This window comes from Pseudarthrobacter kochi, from assembly GCF_055412805.1.
This window is the reverse complement of record NZ_JBVAYV010000042.1, coordinates 16,457-31,336: the sequence shown is the minus strand read 5'-3', so window position 1 is coordinate 31,336 and position 14,880 is coordinate 16,457. Positions and strand designations below refer to the sequence as shown.

At 65.4% G+C, this 14,880-nt stretch carries 17 protein-coding genes and 2 pseudogenes; 7 read left to right on the top strand and 12 right to left on the bottom strand.

The features are described 5' to 3' along the window. A pseudogene (locus ACZY0Y_RS16600) lies at positions 1-238 on the top strand (HNH endonuclease); the annotation flags it as partial. 50 nt (positions 239-288) lie between these two features. Here ACZY0Y_RS16600 and ACZY0Y_RS16595 read toward each other — a convergent pair. The 4 genes from ACZY0Y_RS16595 to ACZY0Y_RS16580 form a co-directional block, all read right to left on the bottom strand. Further along, positions 289-1,128: a nuclease-related domain-containing protein gene (locus ACZY0Y_RS16595; RefSeq protein WP_463959223.1), complete on the bottom strand. Its 840-nt coding sequence runs from the start codon at positions 1,126-1,128 to the stop codon at positions 289-291. 244 nt (positions 1,129-1,372) lie between these two features. Further along, on the bottom strand, positions 1,373-1,693 hold the full coding sequence (locus ACZY0Y_RS16590) for a GYD domain-containing protein (protein WP_160665550.1): 321 nt from the start codon (positions 1,691-1,693) through the stop codon (positions 1,373-1,375). Beyond that, positions 1,582-1,920, bottom strand: coding sequence for a universal stress protein (locus ACZY0Y_RS16585; RefSeq protein ID WP_463959227.1), 339 nt, complete (start codon positions 1,918-1,920; stop codon positions 1,582-1,584). Before ACZY0Y_RS16585 ends, ACZY0Y_RS16590 begins: the two co-directional genes overlap by 112 nt. Continuing rightward, positions 1,821-2,231, bottom strand: a complete 411-nt coding sequence (locus ACZY0Y_RS16580; protein WP_463959221.1) for a universal stress protein — start codon at positions 2,229-2,231, stop codon at positions 1,821-1,823. The genes ACZY0Y_RS16585 and ACZY0Y_RS16580 overlap by 100 nt, the downstream gene beginning before the upstream one ends. A gap of 745 nt (positions 2,232-2,976) precedes the next feature. On the opposite strand from ACZY0Y_RS16580, the gene ACZY0Y_RS16575 reads away from it, so the two are divergent. Next, positions 2,977-3,414, top strand: coding sequence for a hypothetical protein (locus ACZY0Y_RS16575; RefSeq protein WP_463959219.1), 438 nt, complete (start codon positions 2,977-2,979; stop codon positions 3,412-3,414). Here ACZY0Y_RS16575 and ACZY0Y_RS16570 read toward each other — a convergent pair. Beyond that, positions 3,411-3,923: a mycothiol transferase gene (locus ACZY0Y_RS16570; protein WP_463959217.1), complete on the bottom strand. Its 513-nt coding sequence runs from the start codon at positions 3,921-3,923 to the stop codon at positions 3,411-3,413. The genes ACZY0Y_RS16575 and ACZY0Y_RS16570 overlap by 4 nt on opposite strands. Positions 3,924-4,201: 278 nt before the next feature. On the opposite strand from ACZY0Y_RS16570, the pseudogene ACZY0Y_RS16565 reads away from it, so the two are divergent. Continuing rightward, positions 4,202-5,510 (top strand): annotated as a pseudogene (locus ACZY0Y_RS16565) (transglycosylase domain-containing protein); the annotation flags it as partial. A 15-nt stretch (positions 5,511-5,525) separates the two neighbouring features. On the opposite strand, the gene ACZY0Y_RS16560 reads toward ACZY0Y_RS16565, so the two are convergent. Both ACZY0Y_RS16560 and ACZY0Y_RS16555 read right to left on the bottom strand, forming a co-directional pair. After that, positions 5,526-5,870 carry a hypothetical protein gene (locus ACZY0Y_RS16560; protein ID WP_463881531.1) on the bottom strand — a complete coding sequence of 115 codons (345 nt, stop codon included), beginning with the start codon at positions 5,868-5,870 and terminating at the stop codon, positions 5,526-5,528. A gap of 111 nt (positions 5,871-5,981) precedes the next feature. Continuing rightward, a complete protein-coding gene (locus tag ACZY0Y_RS16555; RefSeq protein WP_463959215.1) occupies positions 5,982-6,509 on the bottom strand; it encodes an integrase catalytic domain-containing protein in 528 nt (175 codons plus the stop codon). Positions 6,510-6,591: 82 nt separating this feature from the next. Between ACZY0Y_RS16555 and ACZY0Y_RS16550 the strand changes: the two genes are divergently transcribed. Together ACZY0Y_RS16550 and ACZY0Y_RS16545 are read left to right on the top strand one after the other, a co-directional pair. Then, positions 6,592-6,918, top strand: coding sequence for a hypothetical protein (locus ACZY0Y_RS16550; protein WP_463959213.1), 327 nt, complete (start codon positions 6,592-6,594; stop codon positions 6,916-6,918). Positions 6,919-7,175: 257 nt separating this feature from the next. Continuing rightward, positions 7,176-8,024 carry an SDR family NAD(P)-dependent oxidoreductase gene (locus ACZY0Y_RS16545; protein WP_463959212.1) on the top strand — a complete coding sequence of 283 codons (849 nt, stop codon included), beginning with the start codon at positions 7,176-7,178 and terminating at the stop codon, positions 8,022-8,024. Positions 8,025-8,051: 27 nt separating this feature from the next. Here the strand turns inward: ACZY0Y_RS16545 and ACZY0Y_RS16540 are convergent, their stop codons facing one another. After that, on the bottom strand, positions 8,052-8,909 hold the full coding sequence (locus tag ACZY0Y_RS16540) for a 3-hydroxyacyl-CoA dehydrogenase (protein WP_463881523.1): 858 nt from the start codon (positions 8,907-8,909) through the stop codon (positions 8,052-8,054). Between the two features lie 26 nt (positions 8,910-8,935). Next, the gene (locus tag ACZY0Y_RS16535; RefSeq protein ID WP_463959210.1) at positions 8,936-9,568 is read right to left on the bottom strand and encodes a TetR/AcrR family transcriptional regulator; all 633 of its coding nucleotides are present in this window, start codon (positions 9,566-9,568) and stop codon (positions 8,936-8,938) included. Between the two features lie 68 nt (positions 9,569-9,636). On the opposite strand from ACZY0Y_RS16535, the gene ACZY0Y_RS16530 reads away from it, so the two are divergent. Further along, the gene (locus ACZY0Y_RS16530; RefSeq protein WP_463959208.1) at positions 9,637-12,063 is read left to right on the top strand and encodes an alpha/beta fold hydrolase; all 2,427 of its coding nucleotides are present in this window, start codon (positions 9,637-9,639) and stop codon (positions 12,061-12,063) included. Positions 12,064-12,096: 33 nt separating this feature from the next. Here ACZY0Y_RS16530 and ACZY0Y_RS16525 read toward each other — a convergent pair whose 3' ends face one another. The 3 genes from ACZY0Y_RS16525 to ACZY0Y_RS16515 all read right to left on the bottom strand — a co-directional run bounded on the left by ACZY0Y_RS16525 (position 12,097) and on the right by ACZY0Y_RS16515 (position 13,920). Then, complete coding sequence (locus ACZY0Y_RS16525; RefSeq protein WP_463959206.1) at positions 12,097-12,489, bottom strand: DUF7793 family protein; 393 nt, start codon at positions 12,487-12,489, stop codon at positions 12,097-12,099. Between the two features lie 136 nt (positions 12,490-12,625). Beyond that, a complete protein-coding gene (locus tag ACZY0Y_RS16520) occupies positions 12,626-13,015 on the bottom strand; it encodes a DUF6221 family protein (protein WP_463959204.1) in 390 nt (129 codons plus the stop codon). Between the two features lie 107 nt (positions 13,016-13,122). Beyond that, complete coding sequence (locus ACZY0Y_RS16515) at positions 13,123-13,920, bottom strand: dioxygenase family protein (RefSeq protein WP_463959202.1); 798 nt, start codon at positions 13,918-13,920, stop codon at positions 13,123-13,125. 129 nt (positions 13,921-14,049) lie between these two features. On the opposite strand from ACZY0Y_RS16515, the gene ACZY0Y_RS16510 reads away from it, so the two are divergent. Then, positions 14,050-14,817 (top strand): hypothetical protein, encoded by a 768-nt coding sequence (locus ACZY0Y_RS16510; protein ID WP_463959200.1) that lies wholly within the window; start codon positions 14,050-14,052, stop codon positions 14,815-14,817. Positions 14,818-14,880: the final 63 nt, after the last annotated feature.

Here is a 14,880-nt window from a genome sequence, read left to right as displayed (position 1 = left end):
CAACCACACCAAAGAAATCCCCGGCTGGTCCTCACGACCCCGCCCCGGCCCACGACACACGCTCCAAATCACGACGCCGACCGGGCACACCTACCACTCCACCGCACCGCCTCTGCCCGGAACCGGCGCCGACCCACCGGACCCGGCCGCGGCCAAAAGCCCCAACCACCGCCGCGAACGCCGCCAACGGGCCCAAACGCTCCTCCGCGCCCGCGCAAAAAGCCGCCTCGCGGCCTAACGGTCCAACGGTCCAACCGTGGGAAGCGCACCAGCCGCGAGAAGCGCTGTTCAGCGGCCCGTGAGCACCTGCACCATCGCCCCCAGCTGTCCTCCGGTGGCAAGCGTCAGAAACCCAACGGCGGGCAGGCCCAGCACCCAAGCTGCCCGGCGCCGTCGTGCCCTGTGCACCAGCAACCGCAGGGCAGCGAAGTTCTGCTGGACAGCACCGGCGTCACCCGGCTGGCCAGGGCTCCGGTGCCAGGTCCGCGCAACGACGGCCACCGCTGCAATCCGGGACACCTGTCCCGGGTCCAGCACCTGGCTGCGCCGCTTGAGCCAGCGCAAAAGCTGCCGCTCCGTAACCACTGACACCTGGTCCGGCGCCGACTTGATCGTGAGCTTCTTGGGTTCCAGAATCACCACGACTCCGGTGACATCAACCGCCGAACCGACCGCCGCGCCGAGCAGCTTGGACGCCCGGGCCGCTTCATGCGCCGCGTTATAGAGGTGGCGCGTTTCCTTTCCTGCCACCATGACGGTCCGCCCGGCCACCCAAACAGGCTGGCCGGAGTGGTTCTTCGTGTTGATGGTGAAGACGCCGGCAGGGCCCACCAGGACGTGATCGATATCAGAGGAACCCGCCCCCACCGGCACGGCATGCAGCACCAGCCAGTCCGGCCCCAGCTCCGCCAGGATTCTTCCGACCATGATCTCCCCCAAAGCGCCCTTGTACCAGGACCGGGTCTCCTCGCTGAGGGGGCTGACGCCAAAGATCCGCTGGAGGGTGGAGCGCCGTGGCTCCAAACCCTGGAGGGCCAGCAACTCCTCCATGACAGCCTGGACCGGTACCCGCGCCCCCAATGTAGCGGGTGCGGGATCGGCGGTCATGGCGTGGTCTCTGAGTGGCATCGCATGGGAGAGATCCTAGGCGCCGCACTAACGGCATCACGGCGTCGACGGTCCGTTTGGCCTAAAATTTGCGGCAAGTTTCCTCAATCCGCGCGCCGGGCCGGGGGCGGTCCGCGATCCCTTGCTGACACCCCACTGGGCTTCGATAATTGAAGCCGGGGGCTCGAGCGAAGGTAAGACCGTGGACGATTTGAACGCATTTCTGTTGGACAGCAGCCCGGACGACGCCAAATAGCTGGCCGCCCTACTGCCCGGGGGCCCGGTAGGACGGGGTCTTCTTTGCCGCTTCGTCAAGGTCCTCCGGCGCCATCAGCGGTTTCAGACGCACGTTCACGGAACCCGTCGAATTGATCATGAGGGAAAGGGCCGCGGCGTCTGCCGGCCCCGGAACCTCGAAGACCCCCAGAACGTCGGTCTCCCCGAAGGCGTAGTAGAAGCACTCAAGTGAGCCTCCTACGGATTTGAGCGCTTCGACCAGCGCATCGCGGCGCTTCGTGCCCCCTTCGCGCATGAGGCCCTTGATGCCTTCTCCCACGTAGTTCGCTTCAAACAGATACTTGGCCATGGTCTTTCCCGTCCCGTGCTGTCCAGGACTCGGGCATCCGAAAATGTGGCTGAACCCGTGAGGGCAAGTCCCGGAGTTGGTCCCCAGAGTGGGGCTGCAGCCACATCGTAGGCCGTCCCCGGCACCGTTACAACGGCTGCCGCCACCGAGCCCAGGTGCAGACCGGGAAATCCGCCGTGCCCGCGCGAACCAACCACCACGAGATCCGCCCCTTGGGCGGCGTCCAGAAGGGCTGACGCCGCCGAATCGTTGTGGACGATCTCGCCGGTGGCAGACACCCCCCCATCCTCAGCGCCTTCAGTGCCGCAGCCTGCAACGTCTCAGCTGCTTGCCGCGGAGAATCTTCCGTCACGACTTCGCCGGCGGCCGTTTCCAGCAGCGCCGGATACCAGGCGAGCGGCGGTTTGCTCCAGACGGTGATGAGACGAATCTCGCCGTCGCGCTGTTTGGCCTCGTCCATGCCCCACCTCAAGGCATTTCGGGAATTCTCGGAACCGTCAAAACCAACCACAACCACGAACGAATCTGTACTGGTCATTTGTCTTTCCATTCCCTAGCCTCAGTGAGCAGCCTGGACCTTTCAGTGTCTGCGAGCGCCAAAGTCAGTGTCAGGGTGCACACGATGGCCCCGGCGCTCCTCGGTCCAGGAGCCAACGGGGGGACGGACCCTATGACAACGCGCCCGGAGCCTCTATTCTCTTGCCATGAGAGTTGGGGGCACCATTCGGCGACGGAAGTCGCGCCGGCCCGGGTTGGTTTGCCTGGGCAATGCGGCACCGCAACGTGCGAGTGCCTCGTGATCACCGACGGCACCCAGCCTCATGACAACTACGACTCATTCCTGTCGAGGCTGGACGCCGCAACAACAAGCCTCAGAACGCGGGCGGGCTCGTTGGACAAGGCGCTGGCTGCCGTCTCGTTGCTCGTGGAACCCCACGAATCCGCCGTCCGGAACTGGGAACGACGCCGCCATTACGTCCGTGGGCAACTCGCCGTGCACTCCGGGTCGCCGCAGTCGTACACCGCCCTCCGCGAGCTCCACGACATGGCAGTTCAGATGGAATCCATGCTTCGCGGCCGTCTCCAGCACGTCACGGAGAAACTATCGGTCATGCGAGGGCGCCGCGAGGCGATTGACAAGTCGCTGCGTTCTGACCATGGATCGTCCACTGCACGCCCAGCCCCGCAGGAGCACCGTGGCCCTTGTGCGGTGGTCAAAGAAGCCAGGCGACAATCCCGTGGTCAGGTTCGTGATCCTGAGTGTCCTGGGGTTGATTCTCTGCATGTTCCTGATGATCTTTATGTCCGGCCTCAGAAGTTTGAGTGCTGTGGCACTGTTTATGGTCGTGTTTCCGGCCATTCTTACGGTTCCCGCCGTCTCGGATCAGCGAGCTTTTATGCGGGGCCTGACCAAAAGGGTTAACGACACCATCGCCGAGGTGACCAACACACTTGACGACCAATTGTCGGTCAAGGAATTTCGGCGCCTGGTCAGGAGCGGCGAGCGGCTGCCGCTCGTCGTGAGCGGGGTCCCCGGGCTGATCCTGCACGTGGAACGGGTTGCCTCGGTGGAGAGGAATGCCCCGGAGAAATGGTTTGCGGTATTCACGGCGGAGCCCCCGGAGAGCGGGACCGCGAGTTTCGACCGGCTGGTTGCCGCGGCCATTAATGCCGACGCCGGCATCCAAAATACCGGCACTGAAGGCACCGGCGCGTCCTAGACTGCGCGGGCGGGGTTGAGGCCCCTGGCGTAGGCGGCCTGACCCACGTGCTGGAGGCAATCGGCGATGGTGCTGACCAGCCGCACGCCGAGCGTGACGGGCGGATCCCAGCGGGTGTCGACGATGCGGTCAAAGTCCGCGTCGACGAGGGTTTCCAGGAACTCTACGGTCTGCCGGTGAACGGCGTCGTAGTATTCGAGCAGCAGCTCCGGCGGGGCCTTCACAGCGTCCACTTTCTCTGTTGAATGGCCGTAGCCGGTGTCGTGTTCGGCCAACGGCAGATTGAAACGGCCCGCGAATCCCTGCGATGTCCAGACCTGTTCCAGGCCGGCGGCGGAGGCGAGCTGCGCGTCCTCCACCCGGGCGAGATGCCAGATCAGCCACGCCATCGAGTTCCCGTTGCCCGCGGGCCGACGGATCAGGGTTTCGCCGTCGACCCCGTCAAGAGTGGCGGCCACGGTGTTGCGGATCCGGCCGAAGGCGTCCAGCAGCAGGTCGTTGGATTTCATCGGGTCTCCTCACTCTGCCTTTTCGGTGTGCCCCCATGTTTGCATGGATGCAGCACCACGAGATAGGCCGCTCCCCCGGCTGTGTGGATCCCGGGACTGTGACGGCCACCCCACCACGCGTCACATATTCCATAACTACTCCCGAGTTTGTGTGATGCATGTTGACAGGTTCCGTCACGTTAAAACGCCCGCGTGCGACACTCAACACCTACCGCGTAGCTGACGCCCGGACCAGCCTGTTCGGGTGAGGCGCCAGCTGACATCTCGGATACTTCACGGTGAGCGTCACGCCGGGGAAGCAGGGCTGTGCCGGCGCCGAAATGGCGCCGTACTTTTGCGACTACGTGTCACACCTGATCCTGAACAACCCGGCGTACGGCGTCGACCTCGCCGCGCGGGTGCGCAAGCTGTACCGCGGCGGCCTGACGATCACCACCACGCTGGACAGCCGGCTGCAGGCGGCGGCGCAGGAAAAGGTCGATGCCACGGCCGGGGCCAACCCGGACAAGTGGGGCGTCGCTGGTCTCCATCGGGCCGGGTACGGGGAAGATCCTGGCCATGGCGCAAAACACGGTTTTCCTCCCCGAGCCCGGGAAGTTCGATACCCAGCTGAACTTCAATGTCGATTCGAAGGACACCAAGGGCAATGACCTGAACGGCGCCGGCGGGTTCCAACCCGGGTCCACCATGAAACCGTTCACCCTGGCGGAATGGCTCAGGGAGGGCAAGTCGCTGGCCGAGACGGTGGATGCCTCCCGGCGGTCGTATCCCCTCGATTTCAAGAGGAAATCCAGCTGCGGAAAGGTCCTGGGCGCCTACAACACGAAGGAGAGGAACCGCGGCGCGGCGGACGACCTGCAGAACAACGACGCCGGCTACTACCGCCGCATGCGCGTCGACTACGGGGTCTATAACTCCATCAACACCGCCACCCTCGCGGAGGCTGCCCAGCTGGAGTTCTGCGGCATCCAGAAGACGGTGGACGCCGTGGGACTCCACAGCGGCCTGGATAACGCACAGGTCAACATGCATCAGCTGGGCAACCTGCTGGGGGCAATTGGCGTCGCGCCGCTCATTCTGGCCAACGCATTTGCCACCTTCGCCAACGACGGCACGTACTGCGAGCCGGTCGCCATTGTGGAAGTGACCGACGCGGCGGGGAAGAACCTTCCGGCGGAGACCAAGTCCTGCCGCGATGCCATCAAGCCCAGCGTTGCCCGGGGGGTGGACTCCGTCCTGCAGGACGTGCTGAAAAAGGGGTCCGGCGTCTACATCAAGCCCAACGTCCACAGCAGCTTCCCGGTCGCGGCCAAGACGGGCACGTCCAACACCAACGGCGCCACCTGGGTGGTTGGCTACACGTCCGGCATTTCCACGGCGTCGTTCTTCGGCGACGCCCTGGAAGGCCAGAATCGGCCAGGCCAGAACGTCACCGTCAACGGCAAGTTCTACAAGAGCCTCGACGGCTACATGCTTGCCGGCCCGCAGTGGGCCAACTACATGCTGCAGGTCGCCGGGCTTTATCCCGCCGCGGAATTCCCGCCCCCGCCGGAGTCCATGACCAAGAAACCTGATCACAATGAGTAGTCATGCCCGGTCCGTCTACGCGGCCGTTCGGCCCGAGTCCGGGAGGCTCCCGATGAGGGTGATGATCAGCGCCAGGTAGGCGATGAAGAACACCACCCACAGGATGAACAAGCCAATCCCCACCCAGCCGAGCACCCGCCCTTCCGGCGCAGGCACCCCGAAAGCCTCAGCCTTCTTCGCCCGGGCGATGGCCAGCGGCCCAAACAAGGCCCCCAGGCTGAAGATCGACAGGATGCCAAAAATCGTGGCCAGCCGGGCGTGCCGCATGCCCTCCATATACCAGCGCAGCTGCCCCATCGTCACTGGCTGCAGATCCTGGTTCCGATAGGCGTTTTGTGGTCCGTACTGGCTGGTCGACATGGGTCCCCCTGGTTTTTCCGTGGTGCTCGTGATGGTTGCCGTCACAGCATAAGGCGTTGGAGTAAGACCCGCACTGGTGGTCTCGCGAACCATGTTCAGCAGCAAATGGGGTCACGCCGGAGTGCTCTGCCTGTCCGTTGCGCCATCGGTCCCGACGGTTTCCGGGGCCGGTGTGCCGTCGTCCTCGTAGTGCGTGGCGCGGGCGATGTCCCTCCCGGCGATGTAGCCGAATGTCAGGGCGGGGCCGAGATTAATGCCGCCAGCCGGGTAGTGCCCGCCCATGATTGAGGCCTGGTCATTGCCTGCCACGTAATGGCCCTTGATGGGCCGGCCAGCGTTGTCCAGCACCCGTGCGCGTGAATCTGCGGCGAGGCCAGCGAAGGTGCCAAACGATCCTGGGACTATTTTGACGGCATAGAACGGTCCCTTCTCCAGGGCGCGCAGTGAGGGTTGTGGCGTATTCTTGTTGCCCGGGCGGGACCGGGTGAAGGTGATGCGGTGCTGCACGCAGAACTCGAAGAGCTCGTTGTTGATGAACTCGCTGCCGTTATCCGAATCGATGCCGATCACGGGAAACGGGAAGACGGCCTGGACGTGCTGCAGGGCCGCGAAGACGTGCTTCTGAGCCTTGTTCGGCACGGACCGGTTTACGGTCCGTGCCGGTAGCGATATCGGTGACCGTGAGGGTGAAGCAGAACTGGCCCGAACTGTTTGCACCGTCGTGGCCGACCAGATCAATCTCGACGAAGCCCGGCACCGCGTCGTCCCACTGGGCCCAGGTGCGCACAGGGATCTGTGGGACTTCAGCAGCGATCCGGGCTTGGTATGGGTCCGTCCACGCGGCAAGAGCTTCGCCCGCTGGCCCGCCAGCCGCCGGTCGATGGTCGCCGCGCTCATGCGGGCGAGCAACGCTGCCTGCCCGTCAGTGATGTCCAGGGCCTTCTCAGCCCGCAGCATCGGCACGAGCTCCGGCAGCATCGATGCCAGCAACTTCCCCGCCGGGGCACGCAGGGGATCGAGCGCATGCCGCAAAACCGACCGGGCATGATCCCGGTGCCAGCCGGTCAGCTCGACCAGCTCATCCAGAATCCGCCCCTTCCTGGCCCGATCACCGGCCCGGTAGGACTCGGCCAGGTGCTCCGTCACAGCCTTGCGCTCACCCATCGTCAATCCCATCCCTCAAGGATGTCCGCGGCCAACGTCCCGGAGCTTTTCCCATGAGGCAACGTATCCGGCTAAGCGGAGGTTCTTTATGAGTCAACGCGGGCTCTTGCTCTCCCCGGCCGCTGCGCGTATGAGAGAAGCATGAGTTCGCAAGGAGACGTCCTTCGCGGTCGGGTGGCCGTCGTGACTGGCTCGACGCGCGGCCTGGGGTGTGCCATGGCCCGCGTCCTGGGGCATCAGGGTGCGACGGTGGTGCTGGCGGCCAGGTCGGACGTCGACGTCGCGGCCGCCGTCGAACGCCTCCTCGCGGAAGGGATCGCCGCCTCCGGGCGGCGGTGTGACACCGGTGAACTGGCCGACGTCGAGGCCTTGCGCGATGAGGCGCTCAGCCGCGGGACCCTCGACATCTGGGTCAACAACGCCGGAACTTCCGGCGTCTACGGGCCCACGGCGTCAACCCCGGTGGACGATTTCACGCGCGTGGTGCGCACGAACATCCTGGGCACGTTCCACGGGTCGCGGGTTGCGCTGCCGGTGTTCCTCGGCCAGGGCCACGGCGACCTCGTCAACGTGTACGGCCAGGGTGACCAGGGGCCGGTGGCGCTGCAAAACGCGTATGCGTCGAGTAAGCGGTGGGTCCGCCAGTTCACGGAGACGTTGCGGCGGGAGACCCGGACCACCGGTGTCCGGGTGCATGGCATGAACCCGGGCCTGGTGACGACGGACATGCTGGGGCACGTCACGTCCCAGCCCGGGTACGAGCATCGGCTGGGTGGGCTGCAGGTGGTCGTCGGGCTGTGGGGGCAGGGCCCGGACGACGCCGCGCGCCCCCTGCTGGGCCTGGTCACCTCCGACGCCGCCGAGTACCGGGATCTGACCAGGAGGACCATGGTGACCCGCGGCGTGCGCAACCTGCTGGCCGGACGACTCCGCCGCGCCAGCCGCATGCCCCTGGACGTCACGGTCCTGGAAACCAGCCACGAGCGTTGACTGCGCCGCGTGAGGCGCCGGGCGGACTCAGTACGTGTAGAAGCCCTCGCCCGTGGCGACTCCGAGCTTCCCGTGGTCAATGTAGTTCTCCTTCAGGTACTGCGCGAAGGCTTGAGAGCCGCTGTCCGGTGAGGACGCGGCGATGTTGTACGCGGTACCGAGGCCAACGACGTCGTAGATCTGGAACGGTCCCGTGGGCGCCCCGGTGGCGATGCGCCACGTCTTGTCGATCGTTTCCGGGCTGGCGATGCCCTGCAGCAGCAGGCCCGCGGCGGCATTCAGGAGCGGCACCAGCAGCGAGTTCAGCACGTAGCCGGCTTTCTCTTTCCTGATCTCGATCGGTTCCAGCCCGCTGTTACGGGCGAACTCGACGACGGCGTTGAACACCGCCGGGTCGGTATCGGTGGTGCCCATCACCTCGGCGATGTTCTGGGCCCAGATGTTGTTGGCGTAATGGATGGCGAGGAACCGGTCGGGGCGGCCGGTGGCGTCCTTGAGGTCGCTGGGCAGCAGGGTCGAGGAGTTGGTGGCGAAGATGGTCTTCGCAGGGGCCAGTTCCGCGAGCTTGCGGTACATGTCCCGCTTGAGCTCGAGCAGTTCGGGAACGGCCTCGATCACGAGGTCCGCGTCGGCGACGGCGGTCCCGAGGTCGTCGGTGAGGCGGAGGTTCTCAAGGGCGGCCTCGGCCTTGCCCTCTCCGGCACCGGCGACATTTGCTGCCCGGTAGATGCCGGCGAGCTGCTGGAAGCGCGCGCGGGCCTTCTCGAGGGCGTCGCCGTCGACGTCGTAAGCGGTGACGGCGAATCCGTGGAAGGCGGCCTGGTAGGCGATCTGGGAGCCGAGGACTCCGGTACCGAGCACGGTCAGGGTCTTGACGTGGGGCATCTGCGTTCTTCCTTTCGACGCCGGGGTTACCGGCGGCCGGGGTTGACGGACCCGTAAATACTGCGGATCCAGATGGTTGATAAAACGTTCAGGGCGTGCGACTCCGCGATGGCCGGGCTCTCCTGGTTGAGGACCGCGGTGATCACCCGCTCATTCATCAGGTTGAGGCTGACGGCGAGGTCGTGGGCGTCGATGCCCTCCGGGGCTGCGCCGCGGGCCCGCTCCGACCGGATCACGTCGCTCGAGAAGTCGACCCAGGACTGCATGGACTTGGACCAGAGGGCACGCACCTCATCGTTGCGCGCCCGCGCTGCGATCGCTGCCGTGGCGACGCCGCGGTGGGCGACAAACACCTCAACGAACATGCCGATCGAACGGGTCCAGGCTCCCGCGGGGTCACTTCCAAAATCGTGCGGCAACCCGCCGACCCGGTGCTCCACCTCGGTGATCACGCGGTCCAGAAGGGCCAGCAGCACCTCGTCTTTGGACGCGAAGTAGAAGTAGAAGGTGGGGCGGGAGATGCCGGCCCCGCGGGCCAGATCCTCGATCGAGATGTCATCGAATCCCCGCTCGGCGAGCAGCGCCTCAGCCGTGACGAGGATGGCGTCCTGGCGCTCATCCCCCGAGACCCGGGTGGTACGTCTTCCTCGCTGAACCATGCGCCCATTCTACCCCAGTTCTCGACACCGTGTTGACTATGTCAACTGTAAGTCGATAGCTTGGCCTCATGAGCGAACACGTAGATGTGTTGATTGTTGGCGCCGGGCTGAGCGGGGTAGGTTTCGCCAGCCGGCTCAAACGGGACGCGCCCGGAAAGACCTTCACGATCCTGGAGTCCCGCGGTGCCGTGGGAGGCACCTGGGACCTCTTCCGGTATCCGGGCATCCGTTCCGACAGCGACATGTACACGCTGGGCTATTCCTTCCGGCCCTGGGCCGGCGCCAAAGCCATCGCGGATGGCGATTCGATCCGCGACTACATCCAGGCGACGGTCGCGGACGAGGGCCTCGCGTCGCGAATCCGGCTCAACCACCGCGTCGTCGCAGCCGAGTGGTCCAGCGCCACCGCATCGTGGACGGTCACAGCCACCCGCACGTCCGACGCCGAATATCGGAACGACGGTCCGGCGTCGACCGCGGTGACAGTCACCTTTACCTGCTCGTTCCTGTCCGTCTGCTCGGGCTATTACCGCTATGACGAGGGCTTTACCCCGGCGATTGAGGGGGCCGACACCTTCGCCGGGTCGATCGTCCACCCACAGCACTGGCCCGCTGATCTCGACTACGACGGCAAGCAGGTGGTGATCATCGGCAGCGGGGCCACGGCGGTGACGCTCGTGCCGTCGATGGCGGAGTCGGCTGCCAAAGTCACCATGCTGCAGCGCTCCCCCACCTACATCGCCCCGGTCCCGTCCCGGGACCACCTGGCCGACCGCCTCCGGGGCAAGGTGCCGGCGCAACTGGCGTACGACGTCGTCCGGGCAAAGAACATTCTCTTTTCGATGTTCACCTACCAGCTGAGCCGGCGGCGGCCGGAAACGATGAAGGCAATCCTCCGCAAGTCAGCCATCGCCAAGCTTCCGGCGGGCTTTGCGGTCGACACGCACTTGGCACCGTCCTATGAGCCGTGGGACCAGCGGCTCTGCGCGATCCCCAATGGCGACCTCTACCGTGCGATCAGCGCAGGCACTGCCGACATCGTGACCGACAGGATCTCGCGGATCACCCCGCACGGGATTGACCTGGTCTCGGGGAAATCCATTCCGGCCGACGTGATAGTCACGGCGACGGGACTGAACCTGCTGGTGATTGGCGGCATGACCCTGACGGTCGACGGCGAGCCCGTGGACGTCGGCAGGACCCTGACTTACAAGGGGATGATGCTCGAGGGCGTTCCCAACTTTGCGCTCACTATCGGCTACACCAACGCGTCCTGGACCTTGAAGGCGGATCTCGTCGCAGGTTACATCTGCCGGTTGCTGAAGCACCTCGACCGGAGGAACCTGCAGTGGGTGGTACCCACAGCTCCCGCCGGCGTCGCGGACGCTGAACTGACGTCCCTGATCGACCTGAAGGCCGGCTACATCCTGCGCGACGCCGACCGCCTTCCCCGGCAGGGCGCCGGCTCGCCCTGGCGGCTGCACCAGAACTATCTGCGCGATTTCGCACTGCTCAGGGCCGGCAAACTGACCGACCAGGTGCGGTTCGGCCGGCGCGGGCAGCAGGTGCGGGCATCCGGGCGGGGAGCCGGGCGGGGAGAAACGACGGCGCAGGGTGCCCTTGAACTCCCCGGAGCCGGATATGTCGACGCCGGGGGCACGCGTTTGCGCTACCGGAGAACCGGCAGCGGGGACCCGGTGCTCCTCCTGCACGGGATCGGCCAGAGCCTCGAAGACTGGACCGAGCAGCACGACCGGCTCTCGGCACGCCATACCGTCTACAGCGTGGATCTGCCCGGATTTGGCTACTCGGAACGGCTCTCCGGCCCGGCGGCATTGGCGAAGCTCGCCGGTGCCCTCCCCGCCTTCCTCGACGCCGTCGGGGTGCACGCGCCGCTTCCCGTGATCGGCAACTCGCTCGGCGGCGCCGTCGCCATGAAGTTCGCCGCCGACCATCCTGACCGCGTTTCGGCCCTTGTTCTTGCCGACAGCGCCGGATTCGGCCAGGAGGTTGCGCTGGTGCTGCGCCTGCTGACGGTGAGGCCGCTCGCGGCACTGCTCCTGCGCCCCGCCCGGGCGGCCTCCCGGCGGACGGTCGAGTCGCTCTTCTACGACAAGGCGCTGGTGACCGACGCCCGCGTCGAGCATGCTTTTGCCCTGTCGCAAGGGCCGGCACACCGTCAAACAGTCGTAGACATCGCCCGTGATCTGGGAACGATCTCCGGCATCAAGGCAGAATGGCGGACGGCTCTCGTCGAGACGTTGGCGAAGTCGGACATTCCAACGCTCGTGGTGTGGGGCGACCACGACCACGTCCTCCCTTTCAGCCATTTGGCGGCGGCGGCCGCGGCGCTGCCACGGGCCAAGGCGCACGTCTTTGCGAAGACGGGACACATGCCTCAGATCGAACGTCCTGATGAGTTCGCCGCAACGGTTGAGGACTTCCTCTCCGGATGCGTGGCGGGCCGCCAAGCGCGTGCTGCTGCGGGAAAATGATTTCCTCCCGCACGTCCGTCAGCAGGCGTGCACTCAGACCTCACCCTGAACTTCAGCCTGGATGAAGTCTGCCAGCCAGGTCATGGCGGCCGTCCTGGACGTAAAGAACTCGTGCGGGTAATGGGTATGGCGGCTCGTGGCGGCAGCAATGACACGATCGACGGCGCTGGATCCGAGAACTGCGATGGCCACCACACCGGTACTTTTTGCGAACTCGAACCTGGCCGCGGCGCTGAACTCGACGTCGGTCATTTCAGAGAGCATTGGCAACGGACTCCCGCCGATGATGCGGTCCACGGCACGCATGGCGTCCTTGGCGTCGTCGACATCCACAAAAGAACCGGGGCGCCAGACACTCTCGAGTATCCCTTCCCTGACGATCAGAGAGTTCTTCCCGTCAGCAGCGTCAATTCGTCCTGGCATCATCTCGTTGATCCTAAGCCTTGACTGCGACGACGCTCCACATGATTCCCGGCGTGGCCCACGGAGAGTCCATCGGGCCATGACCCGGCGGATACATCCGCGGTGTCGCCGTCGCGGTCAGACCGTACGGCCGGAAATCTCACTCAGCCGGAGATTCTCCGGCGACCTCCGTGGGCAACTCGGGCGACCAGCCCGCGTCGTAGTCCGGGTGGTCCCGGTGGGAGCCGGCGAGAATGGTGAGCATGGCCCGGCGGGCAACCGCAACCGTACCTTCCGCTTCGCCGGGATCACTGATTCCTTCGGCGTCGGCAGCTTCCTTCCAGCTGGCGATGATGGCCCGCTTCTGGGCGCACTCGTCGAGCATCCGCTGACAGAGGGAGGCTTCGTCGATGTTTCCGGTTTCACGACTACATGATGCCCCCGGACCAAAAGATCCTTCCAGGATGGCTGATTCCTGCTCGGCTATGCGTGCTTCCAGAAACTCAACAATGTCCATGGCCACCATCATGACATCTACCTGGCCTGTCATCAGGAAGGAACTGCGCTGTCAGCACCCGGCCAACGGCCGGAATTCGAGGACCGGTTCCTTCCATCCTGCCCAGTCCCGGAGCCGGGCCGTGGGCCGGTCGGCGCGGCCTAAGTCAGGGTCCACGACCGCTTGGACAGGCCGTACCAGAACCCGTCGATGGCGGTTTTGGCGTGCAGATCGCCGGATCCGTACGCTGCCCCGAGCGCCACATACAGCGGGGCCCAATGTTCACTGCGAGGGTGCGCCTCGCGGGCTGCCGGGGCCTTGTGGAGGAAGTCCAGGATGGAGTCGACGTCGCCGCGCACCATTGCTTCCTCTGCCCATTGATCGAATTCACGGGAGACCGACGGCGGGACACTGTCGGGTCCGCCTGCGGGGTTGAACCAGCGGAGATTGTGCGTGGTGAACCCCGAACCGACGATCAGTGTGCCGCGGTCGCGCAAGGGCGCCAGCGACTTACCCAGATCGAACAGGCCCTGCGGATCAAGGGTGGGCATGGACATTTGCACCACCGGTACATCCGCGTCCGGGAACATCTCCTTGAGCGGGACGTAGGCGCCGTGGTCCAAGCCGCGGTTCTCGTCGCGCTCCACATGGTGGCCATGGCCGGCCACGAGCTTCTCCACCTCGGTAGCCAGCGCGGGAGCCTGCGGGGCGTCGTAGGTGACGTCGTAGTACTTCTGGGCGAAACCGCCGAAGTCATAGACCAGTCCCGGGTTGCGGCCGGTGGCGCTGAGGGTGACCGGGGCGTTTTCCCAGTGGGCGGACACCATCAGGATGTCTTGGGGCTTGTCGAAGGTGCCGGACCATGCGTTGAGTTCGCGGGTCCACGTGGCGTCGTCAGCCAACGGCGGAGCACCATGGCTGAGGAAGAGAACCGGAGGGCGGTCGAGGGTCGATGTCATAACACAAGCCTAGCTCGTTTTACTTGAAGGTTCAAGTGTCGCCCCGGCGGTAATGCTCGGCGGGGCCATAGGCAGCCAAGATTCTTGCTTCTCCCCCAGCATCAGTAGTGCCGCGGTACCCTCGTGTTCATGACTGAAAGCCCGCAACTGGTGAACCGAGCACGCGACTGGATCGCAAGAGCACGTTCATTTCATTACCGACAGCTCACCAGTTACCGCAGGGTGCGGCGCCTCGGACGCATGAGATTCACCACGGGGCAGGCCGTAACCAATGCGATCGCCTTTTTTGTTGCCGGGTCAACGAACTCGGCTGGTCTTCCCGACTGTACCCTCTGGGGAGTTTTGCTCGGGGGCTTCCTGGGCGGCAAGTACGTGTTTCCCGTCCCGGACAGCAGCATCGCCAGTCGCAGAGGCCCTGCCGACGTCGTCAGTAAAAGCGCCGCTGAGCTCGACAGTATGACGCCGGACGACATCCGGGCCTACGAAAACAACATGGTTCTAAAACACCGGATCAAGGGCCCACCAGGGCTGGGCGCCGCACAGGCGCTGCAACGCCAGCGCGACGCGACCCGGACAGCCGAGGGGGCCGCCGGCATAGCCGCTGGAAGTCTAAGCGGGCTGTCACTGGTTGACGCGCAGGCCTTTGGCGCCGTTGCAGCACAGCATGAGGATCTGGAGAGCCGGTGGCTGGCCTATGAGGTTGACCCGCACCTGCAGTTCGACTTTCCGGCGATGTCCGACACTGCTTTCCCCGCGACCGCCGCGATGATCAGGGCACTGCGGAAGGCCGAGCAGGCAAAGTCGGAAGGCAACCCGGCGAACTACCGGTCCGCCGTAGGGGCATTCGGTGCGGCGTTGACGGCAGCCGAGACTGCCGCCGGAGTGCCCCGGAAGTAGGCCACCGGGCTACCGGTGGGAACCGGGTTGCGCCGTAGATAGCCCTCCTCGAGCCGCTGATGC

Excerpts from the sequence above, each read along its gene's own strand:
- ACZY0Y_RS16595 (WP_463959223.1), bottom strand. The coding sequence starts at position 1,128 with ATGCCACTCAGAGACCACGCCATGACCGCCGATCCCGCACCCGCTACA.
- ACZY0Y_RS16590 (WP_160665550.1), bottom strand. The coding sequence starts at position 1,693 with ATGGCCAAGTATCTGTTTGAAGCGAACTACGTGGGAGAAGGCATCAAG.
- ACZY0Y_RS16580 (WP_463959221.1), bottom strand. The coding sequence starts at position 2,231 with ATGACCAGTACAGATTCGTTCGTGGTTGTGGTTGGTTTTGACGGTTCC.
- ACZY0Y_RS16575 (WP_463959219.1), top strand. The coding sequence starts at position 2,977 with ATGTTCCTGATGATCTTTATGTCCGGCCTCAGAAGTTTGAGTGCTGTG.
- ACZY0Y_RS16570 (WP_463959217.1), bottom strand. The coding sequence starts at position 3,923 with ATGAAATCCAACGACCTGCTGCTGGACGCCTTCGGCCGGATCCGCAAC.
- ACZY0Y_RS16560 (WP_463881531.1), bottom strand. The coding sequence starts at position 5,870 with ATGTCGACCAGCCAGTACGGACCACAAAACGCCTATCGGAACCAGGAT.
- ACZY0Y_RS16545 (WP_463959212.1), top strand. The coding sequence starts at position 7,176 with ATGAGTTCGCAAGGAGACGTCCTTCGCGGTCGGGTGGCCGTCGTGACT.
- ACZY0Y_RS16540 (WP_463881523.1), bottom strand. The coding sequence starts at position 8,909 with ATGCCCCACGTCAAGACCCTGACCGTGCTCGGTACCGGAGTCCTCGGC.
- ACZY0Y_RS16535 (WP_463959210.1), bottom strand. The coding sequence starts at position 9,568 with ATGGTTCAGCGAGGAAGACGTACCACCCGGGTCTCGGGGGATGAGCGC.
- ACZY0Y_RS16530 (WP_463959208.1), top strand. The coding sequence starts at position 9,637 with ATGAGCGAACACGTAGATGTGTTGATTGTTGGCGCCGGGCTGAGCGGG.
- ACZY0Y_RS16525 (WP_463959206.1), bottom strand. The coding sequence starts at position 12,489 with ATGATGCCAGGACGAATTGACGCTGCTGACGGGAAGAACTCTCTGATC.
- ACZY0Y_RS16520 (WP_463959204.1), bottom strand. The coding sequence starts at position 13,015 with ATGACAGGCCAGGTAGATGTCATGATGGTGGCCATGGACATTGTTGAG.
- ACZY0Y_RS16515 (WP_463959202.1), bottom strand. The coding sequence starts at position 13,920 with ATGACATCGACCCTCGACCGCCCTCCGGTTCTCTTCCTCAGCCATGGT.
- ACZY0Y_RS16510 (WP_463959200.1), top strand. The coding sequence starts at position 14,050 with ATGACTGAAAGCCCGCAACTGGTGAACCGAGCACGCGACTGGATCGCA.